The organism is Lacticaseibacillus suibinensis (genome assembly GCF_003946175.1).
Classification (GTDB): Bacteria; Bacillota; Bacilli; order Lactobacillales; family Lactobacillaceae; genus Lacticaseibacillus; species Lacticaseibacillus suibinensis.
This window is the reverse complement of record NZ_RHOK01000011.1, coordinates 19,931-36,330: the sequence shown is the minus strand read 5'-3', so window position 1 is coordinate 36,330 and position 16,400 is coordinate 19,931. Positions and strand designations below refer to the sequence as shown.

20 protein-coding genes are annotated in these 16,400 nt (G+C 54.7%); 18 read left to right on the top strand and 2 right to left on the bottom strand.

The annotated features are described in order from the left end of the window. The first annotated feature begins 70 nt into the window (after positions 1-70). From EKM90_RS06945 to EKM90_RS06930, 4 genes are all read left to right on the top strand, one after another. The gene (locus tag EKM90_RS06945; protein WP_125581049.1) at positions 71-1,507 is read left to right on the top strand and encodes an MFS transporter; all 1,437 of its coding nucleotides are present in this window, start codon (positions 71-73) and stop codon (positions 1,505-1,507) included. 73 nt (positions 1,508-1,580) lie between these two features. Then, positions 1,581-2,336: a phosphosulfolactate synthase gene (locus EKM90_RS06940; RefSeq protein WP_125581047.1), complete on the top strand. Its 756-nt coding sequence runs from the start codon at positions 1,581-1,583 to the stop codon at positions 2,334-2,336. Continuing rightward, the gene (locus EKM90_RS06935) at positions 2,333-2,980 is read left to right on the top strand and encodes a histidine phosphatase family protein (protein WP_125581045.1); all 648 of its coding nucleotides are present in this window, start codon (positions 2,333-2,335) and stop codon (positions 2,978-2,980) included. Before EKM90_RS06940 ends, EKM90_RS06935 begins: the two co-directional genes overlap by 4 nt. Positions 2,981-3,003: 23 nt before the next feature. Then, a complete protein-coding gene (locus EKM90_RS06930; RefSeq protein ID WP_125581161.1) occupies positions 3,004-3,495 on the top strand; it encodes a GNAT family N-acetyltransferase in 492 nt (163 codons plus the stop codon). 67 nt (positions 3,496-3,562) lie between these two features. On the opposite strand, the gene EKM90_RS06925 is transcribed toward EKM90_RS06930, so the two are convergent. Both EKM90_RS06925 and EKM90_RS06920 read right to left on the bottom strand, forming a co-directional pair. Further along, entirely contained in the window at positions 3,563-4,762 is a 1,200-nt protein-coding gene (locus tag EKM90_RS06925) for a toxic anion resistance protein (protein ID WP_125581043.1), read from the bottom strand. Beyond that, on the bottom strand, positions 4,749-5,474 hold the full coding sequence (locus tag EKM90_RS06920) for a 5-bromo-4-chloroindolyl phosphate hydrolysis family protein (RefSeq protein ID WP_125581041.1): 726 nt from the start codon (positions 5,472-5,474) through the stop codon (positions 4,749-4,751). Before EKM90_RS06920 ends, EKM90_RS06925 begins: the two co-directional genes overlap by 14 nt. A 167-nt stretch (positions 5,475-5,641) precedes the next feature. On the opposite strand from EKM90_RS06920, the gene EKM90_RS06915 reads away from it, so the two are divergent. From EKM90_RS06915 to EKM90_RS06850, 14 genes are all read left to right on the top strand, one after another. After that, positions 5,642-6,178, top strand: a complete 537-nt coding sequence (locus tag EKM90_RS06915) for an NUDIX hydrolase (RefSeq protein ID WP_225422771.1) — start codon at positions 5,642-5,644, stop codon at positions 6,176-6,178. Further along, on the top strand, positions 6,171-6,422 hold the full coding sequence (locus tag EKM90_RS06910) for a hypothetical protein (protein WP_125581039.1): 252 nt from the start codon (positions 6,171-6,173) through the stop codon (positions 6,420-6,422). Before EKM90_RS06915 ends, EKM90_RS06910 begins: the two co-directional genes overlap by 8 nt. A 48-nt stretch (positions 6,423-6,470) precedes the next feature. Beyond that, the gene (locus EKM90_RS06905; protein ID WP_125581037.1) at positions 6,471-7,163 is read left to right on the top strand and encodes a 5'-methylthioadenosine/adenosylhomocysteine nucleosidase; all 693 of its coding nucleotides are present in this window, start codon (positions 6,471-6,473) and stop codon (positions 7,161-7,163) included. 21 nt (positions 7,164-7,184) lie between these two features. Continuing rightward, positions 7,185-8,342 carry a cysteine desulfurase family protein gene (locus EKM90_RS06900; RefSeq protein ID WP_125581035.1) on the top strand — a complete coding sequence of 386 codons (1,158 nt, stop codon included), beginning with the start codon at positions 7,185-7,187 and terminating at the stop codon, positions 8,340-8,342. 289 nt (positions 8,343-8,631) lie between these two features. Next, positions 8,632-9,531: an ABC transporter ATP-binding protein gene (locus EKM90_RS06895; protein WP_125581033.1), complete on the top strand. Its 900-nt coding sequence runs from the start codon at positions 8,632-8,634 to the stop codon at positions 9,529-9,531. Further along, positions 9,524-10,759: an ABC transporter permease gene (locus EKM90_RS06890; RefSeq protein WP_125581031.1), complete on the top strand. Its 1,236-nt coding sequence runs from the start codon at positions 9,524-9,526 to the stop codon at positions 10,757-10,759. The genes EKM90_RS06895 and EKM90_RS06890 overlap by 8 nt, the downstream gene beginning before the upstream one ends. Before the next feature lie 5 nt (positions 10,760-10,764). Then, entirely contained in the window at positions 10,765-11,154 is a 390-nt protein-coding gene (locus EKM90_RS06885; protein ID WP_125581029.1) for a GntR family transcriptional regulator, read from the top strand. Beyond that, positions 11,147-12,007, top strand: a complete 861-nt coding sequence (locus EKM90_RS06880; protein ID WP_125581027.1) for an ABC transporter ATP-binding protein — start codon at positions 11,147-11,149, stop codon at positions 12,005-12,007. The genes EKM90_RS06885 and EKM90_RS06880 overlap by 8 nt, the downstream gene beginning before the upstream one ends. 10 nt (positions 12,008-12,017) lie before the next feature. Continuing rightward, positions 12,018-12,638: an ABC-2 transporter permease gene (locus EKM90_RS06875; RefSeq protein WP_225422770.1), complete on the top strand. Its 621-nt coding sequence runs from the start codon at positions 12,018-12,020 to the stop codon at positions 12,636-12,638. A gap of 116 nt (positions 12,639-12,754) precedes the next feature. Beyond that, the gene (locus EKM90_RS06870; protein WP_125581023.1) at positions 12,755-13,096 is read left to right on the top strand and encodes a DUF1831 domain-containing protein; all 342 of its coding nucleotides are present in this window, start codon (positions 12,755-12,757) and stop codon (positions 13,094-13,096) included. Positions 13,097-13,220: 124 nt separating this feature from the next. Then, positions 13,221-13,748: a helix-turn-helix transcriptional regulator gene (locus tag EKM90_RS06865; protein ID WP_164507891.1), complete on the top strand. Its 528-nt coding sequence runs from the start codon at positions 13,221-13,223 to the stop codon at positions 13,746-13,748. A 102-nt stretch (positions 13,749-13,850) separates the two neighbouring features. Then, a complete protein-coding gene (gene mnmA, locus EKM90_RS06860; protein ID WP_125581019.1) occupies positions 13,851-14,981 on the top strand; it encodes a tRNA 2-thiouridine(34) synthase MnmA in 1,131 nt (376 codons plus the stop codon). A 103-nt stretch (positions 14,982-15,084) separates the two neighbouring features. Then, the gene (locus tag EKM90_RS06855) at positions 15,085-15,615 is read left to right on the top strand and encodes a methylated-DNA--[protein]-cysteine S-methyltransferase (RefSeq protein ID WP_125581017.1); all 531 of its coding nucleotides are present in this window, start codon (positions 15,085-15,087) and stop codon (positions 15,613-15,615) included. Positions 15,616-15,728: 113 nt separating this feature from the next. Beyond that, positions 15,729-16,397 (top strand): histidine phosphatase family protein, encoded by a 669-nt coding sequence (locus EKM90_RS06850; protein ID WP_125581015.1) that lies wholly within the window; start codon positions 15,729-15,731, stop codon positions 16,395-16,397. The last annotated feature ends 3 nt before the right edge of the window (positions 16,398-16,400 follow it).

The following is a 16,400-nucleotide window of genomic DNA, read 5'->3' as shown; positions in this document are numbered from 1 at the left end:
ATATTTGGTCAGGTCGCAACCGATTCGCAAACGGCGAATGCCCCTGGCCGCGTCGTTAAAGGAGAACGATATGCAAAATTACGTTGATGATCCCAAAGTGCAAAAGAATCGCTGGTGGATCATTACCGCGGTGGGGATGTTCACCATTATGTCCACGCTAGATGCTTCCATTGTCAATATTGCCTTGCCGGTGATCAGCCAGGATATGGGCTTGAAAATGAATGTGGCTGAATGGATCGTGTCGATTTATCTGATCGTCATCTGTGCTTTGCTGCTGATGATGGGCAAACTAGGGGATATCTTCGGCAAGATTCGCATTTTTCGCATCGGTACGGTGCTATTCACCATTGGCTCGCTGCTGGCTGGCTTCAACCACAGCTTCGCGCTGCTGCTTGGCGCACGAGTGGTGCAGGCACTGGGGGCGTCGATGACGATGGCGAATAACAACGGCATTATCACCGAAGTCTTCCCGCTGCGGGAACGCGGCAAAGCCTTGGGCCTGATCGGCTCTTTTGTGTCGGTGGGCTCGATTGCCGGACCCGGCTTGGGCGGCTTGATTCTGGGCGCCTTGCCTTGGGGGTACATTTTCTGGATCAACTTGCCACTGGGCATCATCACCATGATTGTGGGGCAAATCGTCTTTCCTAAAGACTTACCGCGGGCCAAAACGCAGATTGACTGGCTCGGCTTTAGTGCCTTTGTGGTGTTCATCCTGAGCTTATTTCTTGGCATTTTTATCGGCCAGGAAGTGGGCTTCACCCAGCCTGGCATCCTCGCTGCGTTCGCCGTGGCGGTGCTCGCATTAGCAGCGTTCATTCAGATTGAACGCCGGGTGCCTGAGCCGATGGTGTCCTTGGGCTTGTTTAAGAATAAGGAATTCACCATTTCGCTACTGGTCGGCTTTTTGATTTTCATCACCAACTTCTTTGCCAATGTGATTTGGCCGTTTTACCTTGAAAATGCCCGGGGCTTGACCGCCACCACTGCCGGCTATCTGCTGATGCTTTTCCCAGTGGTGCAGGTGATCATCGCGCCACTGTCTGGGAGTCTCTCGGATAAAAAAGGCCCTTACGGCATCACGCTGGTTGGCTTGTGCGTGATTTTGCTGGCCCAGGCTGGTTTTATTTTCTTGGGCTTAAACACGCCGTGGCTGCTTGTGATGGCGATTATCGTGTTGATGGGCTTTGGCAATGGTGCTTTTCAGTCGCCCAATAACACCTTGATCATGTCCGCCGTGGCCCCGAAAGACCTCGGAGTGGCAGGGGGACTCAATGCCTTGGCCCGGAACATGGGCATGGTCGTCGGCATTTCCGCTTCGACCACCGTGTTGTACGCCGCGATGAGCAACGAAGCCGGCCGCAAGGTGACGACCTATCTGGCCAAGCAGCCCCAACTGTTCATCGATGGCATGCATGTTGCCTTCATCGCCGCGACGGCATTATGTGTGGTGGCGGTGGCGCTGACGGCGTACCGGATGCTGACGATGCGCGCCGGTGAAAAGAGCTAACAATGATCCCAAAAAAGTCACACTTTTTGTTTAAGCTGGTTCTAATCAAATCATTTGTTTGGAGGGTCAGGATATGTTAGCTTACGATTTTTTAGGCGCCCAGAGCGGGGCTGGTAAAACAATGGTCTTGGACAAAGGCTTTGGGCTGAATGCAGCGACGGATTTGGTGGCCACTGCCGGCGCCACGATCGACTTCATTAAGTTGGGCTGGGGCACGGCGGCAACCATGGACCGGAATCTGATCAAACAAAAAGTCGCGTTGTATCGGCAGGCCAACATTGTGGTTTATCCCGGCGGCACACTGCTGGAAGTCGCGGAAGCCGCCGGGCAGTACGCTGCTTTCTTGCAGGAAACCCAGGCCTTAGGGTTCAACGGGGTGGAGATCAGCGATGGCTCCACGGTCATTACGCCGGCCAGGCGGCAGGTGTTGATTGAACAAGCCCAGGCGGCTGGCTTGTTTGTGCTCACGGAAGTCGGCAAGAAAAATCCCACTCTGGATCATGAGCTGACCGTGCCGCAGCGACTTGCCGAAATCCAGGCCGATTTGGCCGCTGGCGCCAACTATGTCATCCTCGAAGCCAGAGAAGCCGGCAAAAATATCGGCATCTATGACGCAAGTGGGGCCATTATTGAAAGTGAACTGGACGCGCTGGCGAAAGCAGGCCGCGACCGCTTGATTTTTGAAGCGCCGCTGAAGCCGCAGCAAGTGGCCTTGATTCTCAAATTTGGGCCGCAAGTCAACTTAGGTAACATTGCCGCGGCTGAAGCCACCGCCGTCGAAACTTTGCGGCGCGGGTTGCGCGGCGATACCGTGGGAAAAATTCAATGAAGCGTTTGTTTATCATTCGCCATGGCAAAACCGCTTGGAATTTGGCCAAGCGCCTGCAAGGGGCCGGGGCCGACAGTCAGCTACCGACCGCTGATCTGACCGGTTATCACCAACTGGCGCAGTATTTAGCGGCGTATCCGTTTACCCAGGTCTACACCAGCCCAATTGCCCGGGCGCAGCAAACGGCCACCATCGTGACTGAAGCGATGGGGCTGACGCTCCCAATTCAATCTTTGGTGGGGCTGAAGGAGCTTTCCTTTGGCCAATGGGAAGGCAAACAGCGCGCTGATTTGATTGCCACCTCACCAACCCTGTTTGCGAAGTTGTCCCACCGTGAAAATGATCCGGCGCTTCAAGCGTTAGGCGTGGAAGATTTTGATCAAGCGCGCAGCCGGTTTCGCAAGGCACTGCAGCAGATTGCCGCCAGCCTCGGCGAAAATGAAAATGCCTTAGTGTTTTCCCATGGTGGAATCAGCCAACTGGGCATCAAAGCGGCGACTGGCAACGAGAATTTGCTCGGCTTGAAAAATCTGTCCACTTCGATTCTCGCGGTGCATGAGGGCCGTTTTTACTTAGATGTGTACAACCAAACTGCTTATTTAACTCATACCGACTTGGATGAAGGCAATGTCTCCATTCTCTAATGACTGCCCCCAAAGGAGCCCTGATTGTGACTCAATTTCGCCCGGCCCAGGCTAGTGACCTGGCGGCCATTATGGCCATTGAAACTGCGGGCTTCAGTCCCGCCGAAGCCGCCACCAAAAGTAGCATGCAGGCCCGCATTGCGGCTTATCCGGAGACCTTTATTGTCGCCGTCGTCGCCGATCAAGTGCTGGGCTACATTGTTGGGCCTGCGATTGACCAGCGGTATTTGACTGATGAGTTATTCGCTAAGGCGGCGGCCAATGCGGCAGTTGCGCCTTATCAGGCCGTCCTGAGTTTGGCGGTGGCGCCAAACCGCCGCGGCCAAGGCTTAGGGGGCCAGTTGCTTGCGCAGCTGGCCCAAGTGGCCGCTGCGCAACACCGGCGCGCCATCACGCTGACGTGCTTGATGCGCCTGGTGCCATTTTATGCAACACATGGCTTTCGCAACGAAGGCCAATCTGCCTCTAGCCATGCCGGTGAGGTGTGGTACAACATGGTGAAGCCGCTCGGTTGAATCAGACTTGAATGTACAAAAAAGCAGCGAATTCGATGAGAATTCGCTGCTTTGACGTTGCCGCTGATTACTGGCGGGGATGCATATCGCCATGGGTGTAATCGAGCAGGTGGTTCTTGAGGTCTTCTTCCATTTTGCCCAGTTCCAATTCGGCGGCTTGGCGCTTGGCGCGGCCTTCCTGCTGAATCTGGAGGGTTTGCTGCAAGGTGTCGACCAAATCGTTTTGGGTTTGGGTGAGGGTTTCGATATCGACGACGCCACGTTCGTTTTCCTTGGCGGTTTCGATGGCCGAAATCTTCAACATATTCGAATTCTTCTTGAGCAAATCGTTGGTGGTTTCGGAGACTTCCCGCTGGGCGGTGACGGCATCTTTTTGGCGCAATAAGGTGAGGGCGATCGCCACCTGGTTCTTCCAGAGCGGAATGGCAGTATTGATGGAGGCCTGGATTTTTTCTGCCAGAGCCTGATTGGTATTTTGAATCAGGCGGATTTGCGGGGCCTGCTGCAAGGTGATTTCACGGGCCAGCTGCAGGTCGTAGGCGCGTTTTTCCAGCCGAGCCTCGAACTGCTTGAGGTCGTTGACTTCCTGGACCTTCATTTGATCGCCGGAATCTTGCGCTTCCTTCATCGCAGCGGGAATGGTGGTGGTCAAGAGTTCTTCTTGCTTCATCTTGGCCGCTGCAATGTAGATGTTCAGTGCATCAAAGTAGGCCTTGTTTTGGACGTAAAGTTCATCAAGCATTTTGTTGTCGTTGATCAGGCCTTGCTGCTCCTTGCCAAGGCGGGCCGCAATGGTGTCGATTTGAGCGCCAATTTTTTGGTACTTCGCGGTAATTTCGAAAATCGAGCGGCGCACTTTGCCGAAGATTTTCTTGAAGACGTTGTTGTTTTCGGCCCGTAACTCATCCGGATTGGCTTCATTCAGCCGGGCCATGAGTGAGGTCAACGCATCGCCGACTGCACCCGTGTCTTGGCTTTGCACCTTGTCCAGCATGGTCTGAGAGAACTGGCCGAGCTGCTTTTGGGCGTTGGCGCCATAGTTCATCACCGCTTCGGTGTTTTTGACATCGATTTGGGCGGCCAGGTCTTTGGCCTGTTTTTCCTGCTCAGGCGTGAGGTTAGCTTTTTTCACCTGCGCTTCTGGTGCTTGGCCGGTAGCGGCAGCAGGCGCGGCGGCGGTGAAGGGCTGGCTCAGCAGGTCATTGAGTAGGTCTGGATCGGCTTGAGTGCTAGTTGGTTGTGGTGTCGGTTCGTCATTCATGTTCATGCCCCGTTTCTTCCTTAATGGTTGCATTCAAATTAACTTGCCGGTTCAGCGGCTGGGTCGATTCAGTCAAGCGTGGTTTAATCTGCTGCTTGGCCAAGTTCAAATCGGCTTCCAAGTCATCGATATCGCTTTCGACAAATGCCGCATAGCCATCTTTGATGGTGGCCGCCAAGTCGGCGAGGGTGTTGGCGGCAGTGGTCAACACGTCATAGGTATCTTGCGTTTTGACTTCATGATGCGAAATCGTTTCGTATTTCTGCGCAATGCGCAGTAGGTTAGGCAATTGTTCATAAATAAAATGGCCGGCCGCCCCGAGCTTTTTCGGCGTCTGCACAATGGCCTTAAAATAAGCATGCATGATGTCGAGTAAATCGGCATTTAAGGCGATGGCCTTAATTTTGGGCACGCGGTCCGCGATTGCCTCGAAGTCATGGATTTGGTCTGCGGCTTGGTCCATCGTGTCCCGAAACAAGTTGATTTCAGTTTCCGAGAGGCCTGCTTCGCTGTAATGGGCGGCCATATCAGGCGAAATGGGTGGCGTTTCGGGTTCAGGCTCAGGCCGGCTGAGTTCACCGATCAAGCGCGCGCCGCCGAACACCACCAATAAGAACGCGGCAATCCACACCCGGCCAGTGAGGAGCCCTAACACTGCGCCGCCAGCGGCCCACAGCCCAACGCGGAGCCAGCGGATTCGTTTTTCCGGTTTTTTCACGTTTTTCACTTCCTGCTATAATGCTTACGTGACCTCAGTTTACCATATTATAGGGGTGGTCATATCCGCCTTCGGATGGACTTTCGTCAAGAATCTCTTAAGGCGTTGGTAATCTGGGCGGCCATTGGTATCATGGGCTATGAAGAAACCGGAAAGAAGGCAAGCGCTTGGAAACCATTGAGCAACGAAAACAACTTTATGCTGGGCCGATTTTAACGTTAAGTGAGCTTACAGTCCGCCTGCCAGACGGCACCACTGCGCCGCGGATTCTCGTGCACACGACTGGCGCCGCTGGGGTGCTCGCCCGCAAGCGAGGCCGCGCCTTGTTTGTTCGGCAATGGCGCACGCCGCTGGGGCAAGAGACTTTGGAAGTGCCAGCGGGCAAAATTGAGCCTGGCGAAACACCGCTCCAAGCGGCCAAACGCGAGCTGAACGAAGAGGCGCAGCTGGCGGCTGAGCACTGGCAACCGCTGACCCACTTTTATCAAAGTGCGGGTTTTTCGGATGCTCAGACGCACCTCTTCTTGGCTGAGGACTTTCATGCACCAGCCCAGCAGCGGCCGCAAGATCTGGGGGAATCGGTGCGAGGCGAATGGTTGAGTCTGCAAGAAGCTCAAGCGGCGCAGCAAGCAGGGTTGATCTGTGATGCCAAAACCACGTTGGCAGTGGCGCTGTGGGCGCTAGAGGAGGCAAAGCATGGCTGAGATGACCCGGAAAGAATATCGTGAGGCCCAGGCCAAAGCCGCAGCCGAGGCCGAAACTCGTGATGAAAAACGGCGCGAAGCCGAGCGGGAATACGCAAAGGAAAGCCGGCCGAAACCCACCACCGGCCGGTTTGACGAACCCACCTTCAAAAAAGTCAACAGCCTCAAGAAGAAACTGAACTGGGCGATTGGCATCACTGCGGTGCTATTGATCATCGTCTTGGTGGTTCTGTTTTTCCTGTAATGAGCGTACAATTAGTAAGTGACTCGCAAGGATAAAGGAGTGTCAGTAATGAAAATCGGCGTGATTTGCGCGATGGAAGAAGAAATTCGGACCTTGTTGCCAAAACTGGCGAACAAGGAAGAAAAAGTTTTTGCCAGCCAGCATTATTACCATGGCCAACTGGATGGGGTCGAAGTGACCTTAGTCGAATCGGGCATTGGCAAGGTCCAAGCCGGGATGACCGCCACGGTGCTGCTCAATGAATACCATCCAGATGTGCTGATCAACACTGGTAGCGCCGGCGGTATTGGCACCGGGTTAGCCATTGGGGATGTGGTGATCTCAGATGAAGTGGCCTATCACGATGTTGATGCCACCGCTTTTGGTTATCTGCCTGGCCAACTGCCGCAGCAGCCGCAGCGGTTCAAGGCTGATCCAACCGTGGTGGCGGCCATCAAAGCGGCCGCCGAAGCCACTCAGCTCACCACACATGTGGGCCTGATTGTGTCTGGCGATCAGTTTATTGCTAGCAAAACCGCGATTCAACGCATTTTGGCGATTTATCCAGAGGCCCTGGCCAGTGAAATGGAAGGCGCGGCAATCGGCCAAGTCGCCACTGAATTCCACACGCCTTTTGTGGTGATTCGAGCGATGAGCGACAATGGTGATAGTGAAGCCAGTGTTAACTTTGATGATTTCATCATTGATGCGGGCAAGCGCAGCGCCGCGATGCTGCTGGCCTACTTGCACCAGTTGAATTAACGAACAAAGGAGTAAGCGATTTTGACCCATATTTATCTTGATAATGCCGCCACCACCCCCATGGCCAAGCCAGTCATTGACACGATGATGACCCAGATGCAGCAGGATTTTGGCAATCCCAGCTCGACGCATTGGTTCGGCCGTGAAGCACATACGGTGATGGACGCCGCCCATGCGACCCTGGCCAACAGTATCGGGGCTAAACCCACCGAAATTGTCCTCACCAGTGGCGCGACTGAGGCTAATAACACTGCCATCATGCAGACGGCGCACAAGCGCGCTAGCCTAGGCAAGCACATCATTACCACGGCGATTGAACATCCCAGCGTGTTAAAGCCGATGGCGGCCTTGGAGCAGGAAGGCTTCAACGTCACGTATCTGCCAGTGGACGAAAACGGGGAAATCAGCCTGGCGGACTTTGACGCGGCCTTAGATGATGACACGATTTTGGTCTCAATCATGCTGGGCAATAACGAAGTCGGCAGCCGTCAGCCGATTGCTGAAATCGGGGCCCGTCTGGCGAACCACCAAGCGTGGTTCCACACGGATGCGACGCAAGCGTATGGCCTTTTGGAGATTGATGTGAATGCCTTGCAGGTGGACATGCTCAGCGTCTCCGCGCATAAAATCAATGGTCCCAAGGGTATCGGCTTTTTATATCGCCGCGCCGGCATCAATTTCCCGTCTTTCCTCAAAGGCGGCGAGCAGGAAACCAAGCGCCGCGCCGGCACCGAGAACCCACCAGCGGTGGCCGGGTTTGCTGAAGCAGTACGGTTGATTACCCCACAGGAAAAAGCCGATCGTCAGGCGAAGTACTTCGGCTTCAAGCAACAGATTATTGATTCGCTGACTGGCGCCGGCATCGATTTCAAGGTCAATGGCCCGCTGAAGGCGGACGCGCTCAACCATGTGCTTAATCTTTGGTTCCCCGGCGTTTCGACCTATGCGCTGCAGACCAACCTTGATTTGGCAGGCTTTGCCATTTCTGGCGGCTCAGCCTGCACGGCGGGCAGCATGGAGCCATCTCATGTGCTGACGGCGATGTACGGGGCGGATAGCCCGCGGATTGCCGAGTCCATTCGGATTTCCTTCGGCGCTTTCACCACGGTGATGGACATCGCCCAATTCATCGATGCCTTAGAGAAAATCGTTACCCGCCTGCGCAGCAAAGCGCATTAGCGGCCGCGGGCGGCTGCGGGGTGGGCTCCGCTCACCACCACGGCCGCCCACTGGAGAATAGGCTGATCTAGTCATTCATGTTTCTTCGACTAGGTGATGCTGTGGTTTGAAGATAGCCTGCCAGCTGACCTGAATTGACGATCTGCGATCGCAGGTAGAGGTTACAAGGTATCAGTAGAAACGATCTTGGCTAATTAGCCAAGGTCGTTTTTGTTTGGAATCAGATTGACGGCAGTGCTTACTGGTGATACTGTACATGTAAGGATATATACAGTAAGGGGATGGAGAAATGCTTGAGGTAGCAGGCGTGACCAAGCACTTTGGGGATCAAACAGCGGTAGACGAGGTGAGCTTTACGATTGCCCCAGGGGAGATCCTAGGGTTGATTGGGCAAAATGGTGCCGGTAAAACAACGACGTTTCGGATGATTTTGGATTTGTTGCAACCAGATGCTGGGCGCATTAGTTGGCAAGGTCAGCCGCTGGCGCAGCTGAATCGCGATTTTATCGGTTATTTGCCGGAAGAACGGGGGCTTTATCCCAAGCTCACCATCGAGGAGCAGGTGCAGTTTTTCGGTCAGCTGCATGGACTGTCCGCCAAGGACGTGGATGCGCAGTTGGATGATTGGCTCCATCGCTTTGAGGTGAAAGGCAAGCGCAAGGACAAAATCAAAGATTTGTCCAAGGGGAACCAGCAGAAGGTGCAGCTGATTGCTGCGCTCATTGCGATGCCGAAGCTGCTTATTTTGGATGAGCCGTTTTCCGGGCTGGATCCGGTCAATGCCAGTTTGCTGGAGGCGGGCGTACGGTTGTTGCAGGAAAATGGTGCCGCGATTATTTTTTCCAGCCATGACATGCGCAACGTCGAGTCCTTGTCAGACCGTTTGGTGATGTTGAAAAATGGCCGGGAAGTGCTGACCGGGACGGTGGCGGAAATTCGCGCCCAGTACGGCCGGGTGCGGATTCACCTGGATGAACCAGCCTTGAGCAAAGCCGAGCTGGGCGCTTTGCCAGGGGTGGCGCAGGTGACGCAAACTGGCACCCACTTTGAGCTGGTCTTGATGGATGAGGCCGCGGGACAAGCGATTTTTGACCGCGTGACAGCTGGCGGTTATATTGCCGGGTTTCGGCAGCAGGCGCCATCATTAGATGAGATTTTCCGGATGAAAGTGGGTGAACCTGATGCGTAAGTTAAATTTGATTGCCAAAATGGTCTTTCGCAAAAACATGCGGAGTTTTAGCTGGTGGAGCCTGGTGCTGATGCCACTGATTGCCCTTGCCATCATTGGGGGGATTTCTTGGTACATGGATCAGACCAACCAGCCGGCGCAAGTGGCCGTGGCGGCACCGGCAGCAGTGCAGGCGAGCCTGAAGCACAGTAGCGACCCGAAGTTTCAGGCAGTGACCAGCGTCGCCGCCGGGCAGAAACTGTTGAAGGCGAGCAAGGTCGATGGCTTGCTGACGGTGGCGCAGGCGACGAGTCCGAGCGTCAAGCTGGTGGTGCGCGACGATGGCGAAACCGTCGATCCGGCCACCATCAAAACCACGTTGACAGCGTTGAATACGCAGGCCGTGGCCAAATCTCTTGGCTTATCGCAAGCAGCGCTGGCACAAATGCTGCGGCCCACTCAAGTCAAGGTCAAAACTGTGACGGTGAGTGGCGGTCACCTCAAAGCAGCCGCCAACAAGTCGGAGGGGCTCAAAAGTATCCTGGCGTTGGCGGTAGGTTTTCTCATGTATCTGTTCCTCATGAGTTATGGCAGCATTGTCGCGCAAGAAATTGCCACCGAAAAAGGGTCGCGCATCGAGGAGTCGATTTTGGCCGCGATCAAAGCGCAAACCCAATTTTATGGCAAGTTATTAGGCATTGCCGAGTTGGTCGGGGTGCAGTTGTCCGCTTATGCGGTGCTGGGCGGCGGGGCATGGCTGCTGCGAAAGCACTGGCCAGCGTTGGATGATCTACTGCGACTGGTCGATTGGCAGCAAATCGGCTGGTCATTTGTCCTGGTGATGCTCGGCTTCTTTGTGCTTGGTATTCTCAGCTACACGATTTTAGCCGCGCTGTGCGGCTCGTTGGTCAGCAATCAGGAGCAAGCGGGCATGGCGCTGCAACCAGTGCTGTATTTGGCGATGATTGGCTACTTTGCGGCGCTGATGGTCAGCAATGGTTCGGGCCCGATTATCAACGTGATGAGTTACCTTCCGTTTCTGAGCCCCATGATCATGCCAGCTCGCTATGGGGTCGATCAGGTGGGCTTGCTCCAAGTCGGCATTGCCCTGGCCATCAACTTGGTCTTCCTACTCGGCTTCAGCATGTTTGCCGCGCGGGCTTATCGGGCGAATGTGTTGGTTTACAGCGATAGTGGCATTTTGGCGGCCTTGAAGAAGAGTCGGTCAGTGGCCAAAGCCCAGAGGTGAGTGCAGTGCGAATTGTGATTCAAAATCGGTCGCAGTTGCCGATTTATCAGCAAATTATTGACCAAATTCAAGCCGCCATTTTAAGTGGCGACCTGCAGCCAGGGACCCTGCTGCCTTCCATTCGGGGGCTGGCGAAAGACTTGCAAATCAGCGTGATTACCACGACACGCGCTTATCACGATTTGGAACAAGCCGGCCTGGTGCAAAACGTCCAGGGCAAGGGCACCTATGTTCAGGCCCAAGACCCGGCACTGCTGCGCGAACAGACCCTGCGCCAAGTGGAAGCGGGTCTACAAGCGGCCTTGGACGCTGCCAAAATTGGCCAGATTCCACCGGCGACGGTGCACGAGATGCTTGATAGTTTGATTGCCGCGGGAGGTGACGATCATGACTGAGCGACTGAACGTGCTGGGGCTGGCGAAAACCTATCCCGAGTTTGCCCTGGGGCCGTTAACCTTTGATTTGCCGGCTGGGTACATCATGGGTCTGATTGGGCCAAATGGGGCAGGCAAAACCACGACCTTGCGCTTACTCCTGGACATGGCCCAACCCAGTGCCGGCGAGTTTACCTTGAATGGCGCCCAGACCGCCGATGCGCGGCAGCAGGCCCGCGATGACCTCGGTGCGATGCTCGATTCAACTACGCTGCCTGACGTCTGGACCGTCAAGGACATTGATGACAATATGCACCGCCTCTTTCGGCGCTGGGATTCACAGCAGTTTATGGAGCTGGTGGCGCAATTTGATATCAATCCGAAAACCATGTATCGGCGTCTGTCCAAAGGTACGCAAAACAAAGTGAACTTGGCGGTGGCGTTAAGCCATCATGCCAAGCTCCTGATTTTGGATGAACCAATGGCGGGGCTGGACCCGATTGCACGGGATGAATTGCGCCAGCTGCTGCAGGCCTACATTCAAGCTGGTGACGCCAGTGTGCTGTTGTCCAGCCATTTAACGGATGATTTGGCACAGTTTGCAGATTATCTCTTGTACCTGATTCACGGCGAGCAGCGCTTTTTTGGAGAAACAGACACGCTACTTAACCGTTATCTGCTGGTGCAAGGCGGCTCCTCGGAGTTGACCGCGGCACTTGAAGACCACGGACTAGGCTTGCGCCAAACCAGCGTTGGGTTCTCTCTGCTGCTGCCGACTACGGACCAAGCGCTGGCGGCAGGGCTGGTCACCTCAACGCCGGATCTGGATACTTTGATGATCTACTTAGGCAAGCGAGGTGAAGACCATGCGTGACATTGCGACGATGATGAGATTAGACTGGACCACCACCAAGCTCCACACGATATGGTGGATCCTGGGGCTAGCCGACCTCGTGCTGGTGGTGCTGGGCGTCTTTCTGGCTAATACTCGCTTTTTGATGCTAGGGGCCGTAGCGGGGATGGCCAGTTCCGCTTTGATGATGCCGTTCGTAGGCAGTCAACAACACGGGCTCGAAGGTATGCTGGCCTTATTGCCACTGCGCCGGCGCACCGTGGTTTGGGGCCATTATGGCTATGCCTTGAGCTTGGTCGCGGCTTTGGTGTTGAATTTTGCAGTGGTGGATGGGGTGACGGGACTCATTCGGCCCACCGAAGCCAATTTCAGTCGCACGCTCGGCGTGGCGGCTGGCGTGTTCTTCTTTTTCGCTCTGACCACCGCCATCGAATACCCGATGCTACTGAAATGGGGCTTTGAACGGGCGCCATTTGCTGTCTATGGCACCTTGTTTGGGCTTTGCGCGGTGCTTGGGCTGGTGGCTTATCTGGATCCCTTTGCGCAGCTACCAGTGTGGCCCACAGTGGCAATGGGCCTAGTGGGGTTGCTGGTGGTGCTTGGCGGCTCCTTGATGATTAGTCTGCACGTCTATGAAACCCGTGAAATCTGACGAACCGTTTGCTGTTAATCAACGGCTTAGGCCGCGCTCTGGCTTTCAGAAGCGCTTGCATCATGGTAAAATAAGGCTAGAGTAATCACGCAACGGCGTGAAAGGGGAGTGGCAAGATGGCACTAAAAGCAACCGGGGCAGCATTGGGCGACCCGAAAACCTATCAAATTTCACCTAATATCAAGCGGTACACGCTCATGGATTTGGGCTTTGTGAAAACCAAGAATGGGAATTTTCAGCTGGAACGTGCACTGGATCCCAATTCACCATTCACGCAAGCCAACAAGCTGAAAATCACGTTTAAGGCTGACCTGTCTGGTTTCCAAATGGATACCACGACCGCCAATGGCTTGAAGGCCATCAATATTTTCAAGTCAGAGCAGACCAAGGACAATGTTGAGCAGTATCAGTACTTGATTGATAACCTGATTGAACGCGAAGTTTTGGCGATTCAATAGCCAATGAGGCACTGCAAACGCAGTGCCTTTTTGATTCTGGCCTCAAGTTAGCTGAGCGAACACTTTTGTCATCTCGGCTTTTGACGCCCGATGAGGTGGTATGCTCAAAGCAGAAGGTGATGAAATGACATTTAGAATGGGTAAAAATCTCCAAGCGGCACGTGAAACGTTGAACCTGTCGCCGCAAACCGCGGCATTGCGAATCGGCGTGGCCGCAACGCAGGTTGAAGAGTGGGAAACGAATCATCAGCAGCCAAGTCTGGCGCAGCTGGTCTTGATTAGCCAGCGCCTAGGGCTTACCCCGCAAACGATGCTGGGTGTGACGGTGCAGCCAGCGCCACCAGTGATTGGGATGCGTCAGCAAAATCGCAGCATGGCTTGGTCCGCCACGAGTGATGAACTGCGGCGCGGCATGCTGGCGCTTTTGATTCAGCTAGCGGCCAGCCTGACGCCGGCGCAAGCAGCCGCGCTCATGCCAGTGCTGAACCAGCATTTTGCTCTAGTGCTGGAAGGAGTCACCAGTGTGCCTAACATCACGACAACGCTGGGGTTTGCCCTGAGCAAGGTGATGCGGCATCAAGGCCTGCGCTTTGAGCCGGCCCAGGACGACATTTTTACGGCCATCATGCGCATGACTCGCAGACGGGTCTAACGCTTACTTTCCGTTAGCGTTGTAATTCTGCGTCGCGCTGGTATAATGAGTACTACTGGAATTGACGACCTTCAAATCGGATAACTCCAGAATCTGATTGAAATGATGGTGATCATTTTGGACAATAGCAACACCCGCGTTGTGGTGGGCATGTCCGGCGGGGTGGATTCTTCCGTCTCGGCGCTTTTGCTCAAGCAGCAAGGGTATGATGTTGTCGGTGTCTTCATGAAAAACTGGGACGACACTGATGAAAATGGCGTTTGTACGGCAACGACGGACTATGAGGATGTCGCCAAAGTCGCAAGCGAAATTGGTATTCCGTACTACGGCATCAACTTTGAAAAAGAGTATTGGGACCGCGTTTTCCAATACTTTTTGGATGAGTACAAAGCCGGCCGGACGCCCAATCCCGATGTGATGTGCAACAAAGAAATCAAGTTCAAGGCGTTTCTAGATTACGCCGATGAACTGAATGCCGATTACATTGCCATGGGCCACTACGCCCAGACCACGACTGATGCCGATGGTGTGGTGCACATGTTACGCGGCGCTGATGGTAACAAGGACCAGACCTATTTTCTGAGTCAGCTTTCGCAGGCCCAGCTGGCCAAGTCCATGTTCCCCATCGGTGGCATGCAAAAGTCTGAGGTGCGGCGCATTGCCGAAGAGGCTGGCCTAGCGACGGCGCACAAGAAGGATTCAACGGGGATTTGCTTTATCGGCGAGCGGAACTTCAAGCAGTTCCTGTCCACCTATCTGCCAGCTCAGCCGGGCCAGATGATGACCTACGATGGCGAAGTGAAGGGTCAGCACGATGGCCTGATGTATTACACCATTGGTCAGCGCTCTGGCTTGGGCATTGGCGGCAACTCTGAGAATTCCGAGCCTTGGTTTGTGGTGGGGAAGGACTTGGCCAAGAACATTTTGTACGTCGGCCAGGGCTTTAACAATCCGCACCTGATGGCGACTCACTTGGAGGCTTCGCAGATGAACTTCTTCACTGGCCACGCGCCAGCGCAGGACTTCCATTGCACCGCTAAGTTCCGGTATCGTCAAAAGGATACTGGCGTCACCGTTCACATGGATGGCGATAAGGCCACCATCGAGTTTGACGAGCCAGTCCGGGCCATCACGCCAGGGCAGGCTGTGGTCTTGTACGATGGCGACGAGTGCTTCGGTGGTGGGACCATCGAAGTCGCTTATAACGATGCCAAAGTTTTGCAGTATGTCTAGCTTGAAGCGTCCTTCCACTACCAGTGGAAGGGCGTTTTTTTTACGATTTTCGCTTCGTCAAACATTTGTTCGCGTGCTACAATCTAACCAAGGAGATGAGCACATGCAAGCGAAAACAAGGATCACTTCGCCGCTGGGAGCCATGACCCTGCTGGCAGATGAGCAAGGTCTGCTCGGGGTGTGGTTTGATGGGCAACAATACTTTGGTGGTCAGTTTGATTTGGCCGCGGCCGCTGACACGCAAACACCAATTTTGCGGCAGGCCACGCACTGGCTGCAGCGCTATTTTGCGGTAGGGCCGCAGCCGCTAGGGGATTTGTCCCTGCATTTAACCGGCACACCATACCGCCAGCACGTGATGCAAGCGTTGTGTCAGGTGCCAGCAGGGCAGGTGGCGACGTATCAGCAACTAGCCGATCAAATCAGTCAGCAGCAAGGCCATCCGACCGCAGCCCGAGCTATCGGCGGGGCGGTGGGCCACAACCCGCTCAGCGTGATTGTGCCGTGCCATCGCATTGTGGGCCAAACTGGGGCGCTAGTCGGTTATGCCGGCGGCCTGGAGCGGAAAGCTTGGCTGCTCAAACATGAAGGCCTGGCGGTGACTGAAGACGCCATGCGCCTTGCTGGTTTTTAACGCTTTCGATTAGAGCTGGCGGTCAACTGCCACTGGCTTTTTAGCCGACCCTTGAATTACTGCGCCTAAATCGCGATAATTGGTAGAGATAGAACTCAATTGGAGGGTCAGGCGTGACGCGTTTATATTTTGTTCGGCATGGGAAGACAGAGTGGAATCTTGAAGGGCGCTACCAAGGCGCAAACGGCGACTCGCCGCTACTGAAGGAGAGCTACGAGGAAATCAGTCAACTGGCCCATTACCTCACGGCCCATCAGGTGAAGTTCAGCCGCGCCTATGTCAGCCCACTGCCGCGCGCGAAAACGACGGCCCAGTATCTGATCAAACAACTGGGGCAAACCATTCCGGTGACCATTACGGTGGGGATGCGCGAGTTTAATCTTGGCCGCATGGAAGGCATGCGCTTCACCGATGTGGCCAAACGTTATCCGCAGGAGCTGTACAGTTTCCGCCATGCCCCAGCTGAGTATGACCCGACGGCGATTCAAGGCGAGTCTTTCGCTGAGCTGATTGACCGCATGGAGCCGGTGGTGTTAGATGCGGTGCGGGCGGATCACACTGGTGATGAAAACCTGCTGTTCGTCAGCCATGGCGCGGCATTGACGGCGCTGGTGCAAACGCTTTTGGGTAAACCCATCAAGGACTTGCGCAAGGCAGGCGGATTGACCAATAGCAGTGTGACGATTTTGGCGGCGCATGGTCCACAGCTGCCCTTCAAACTCATTAAGTGGAACGAAACGTCGTATATCACCAAGAAACTGGAAGCCAGCGACACGATTTGAGGA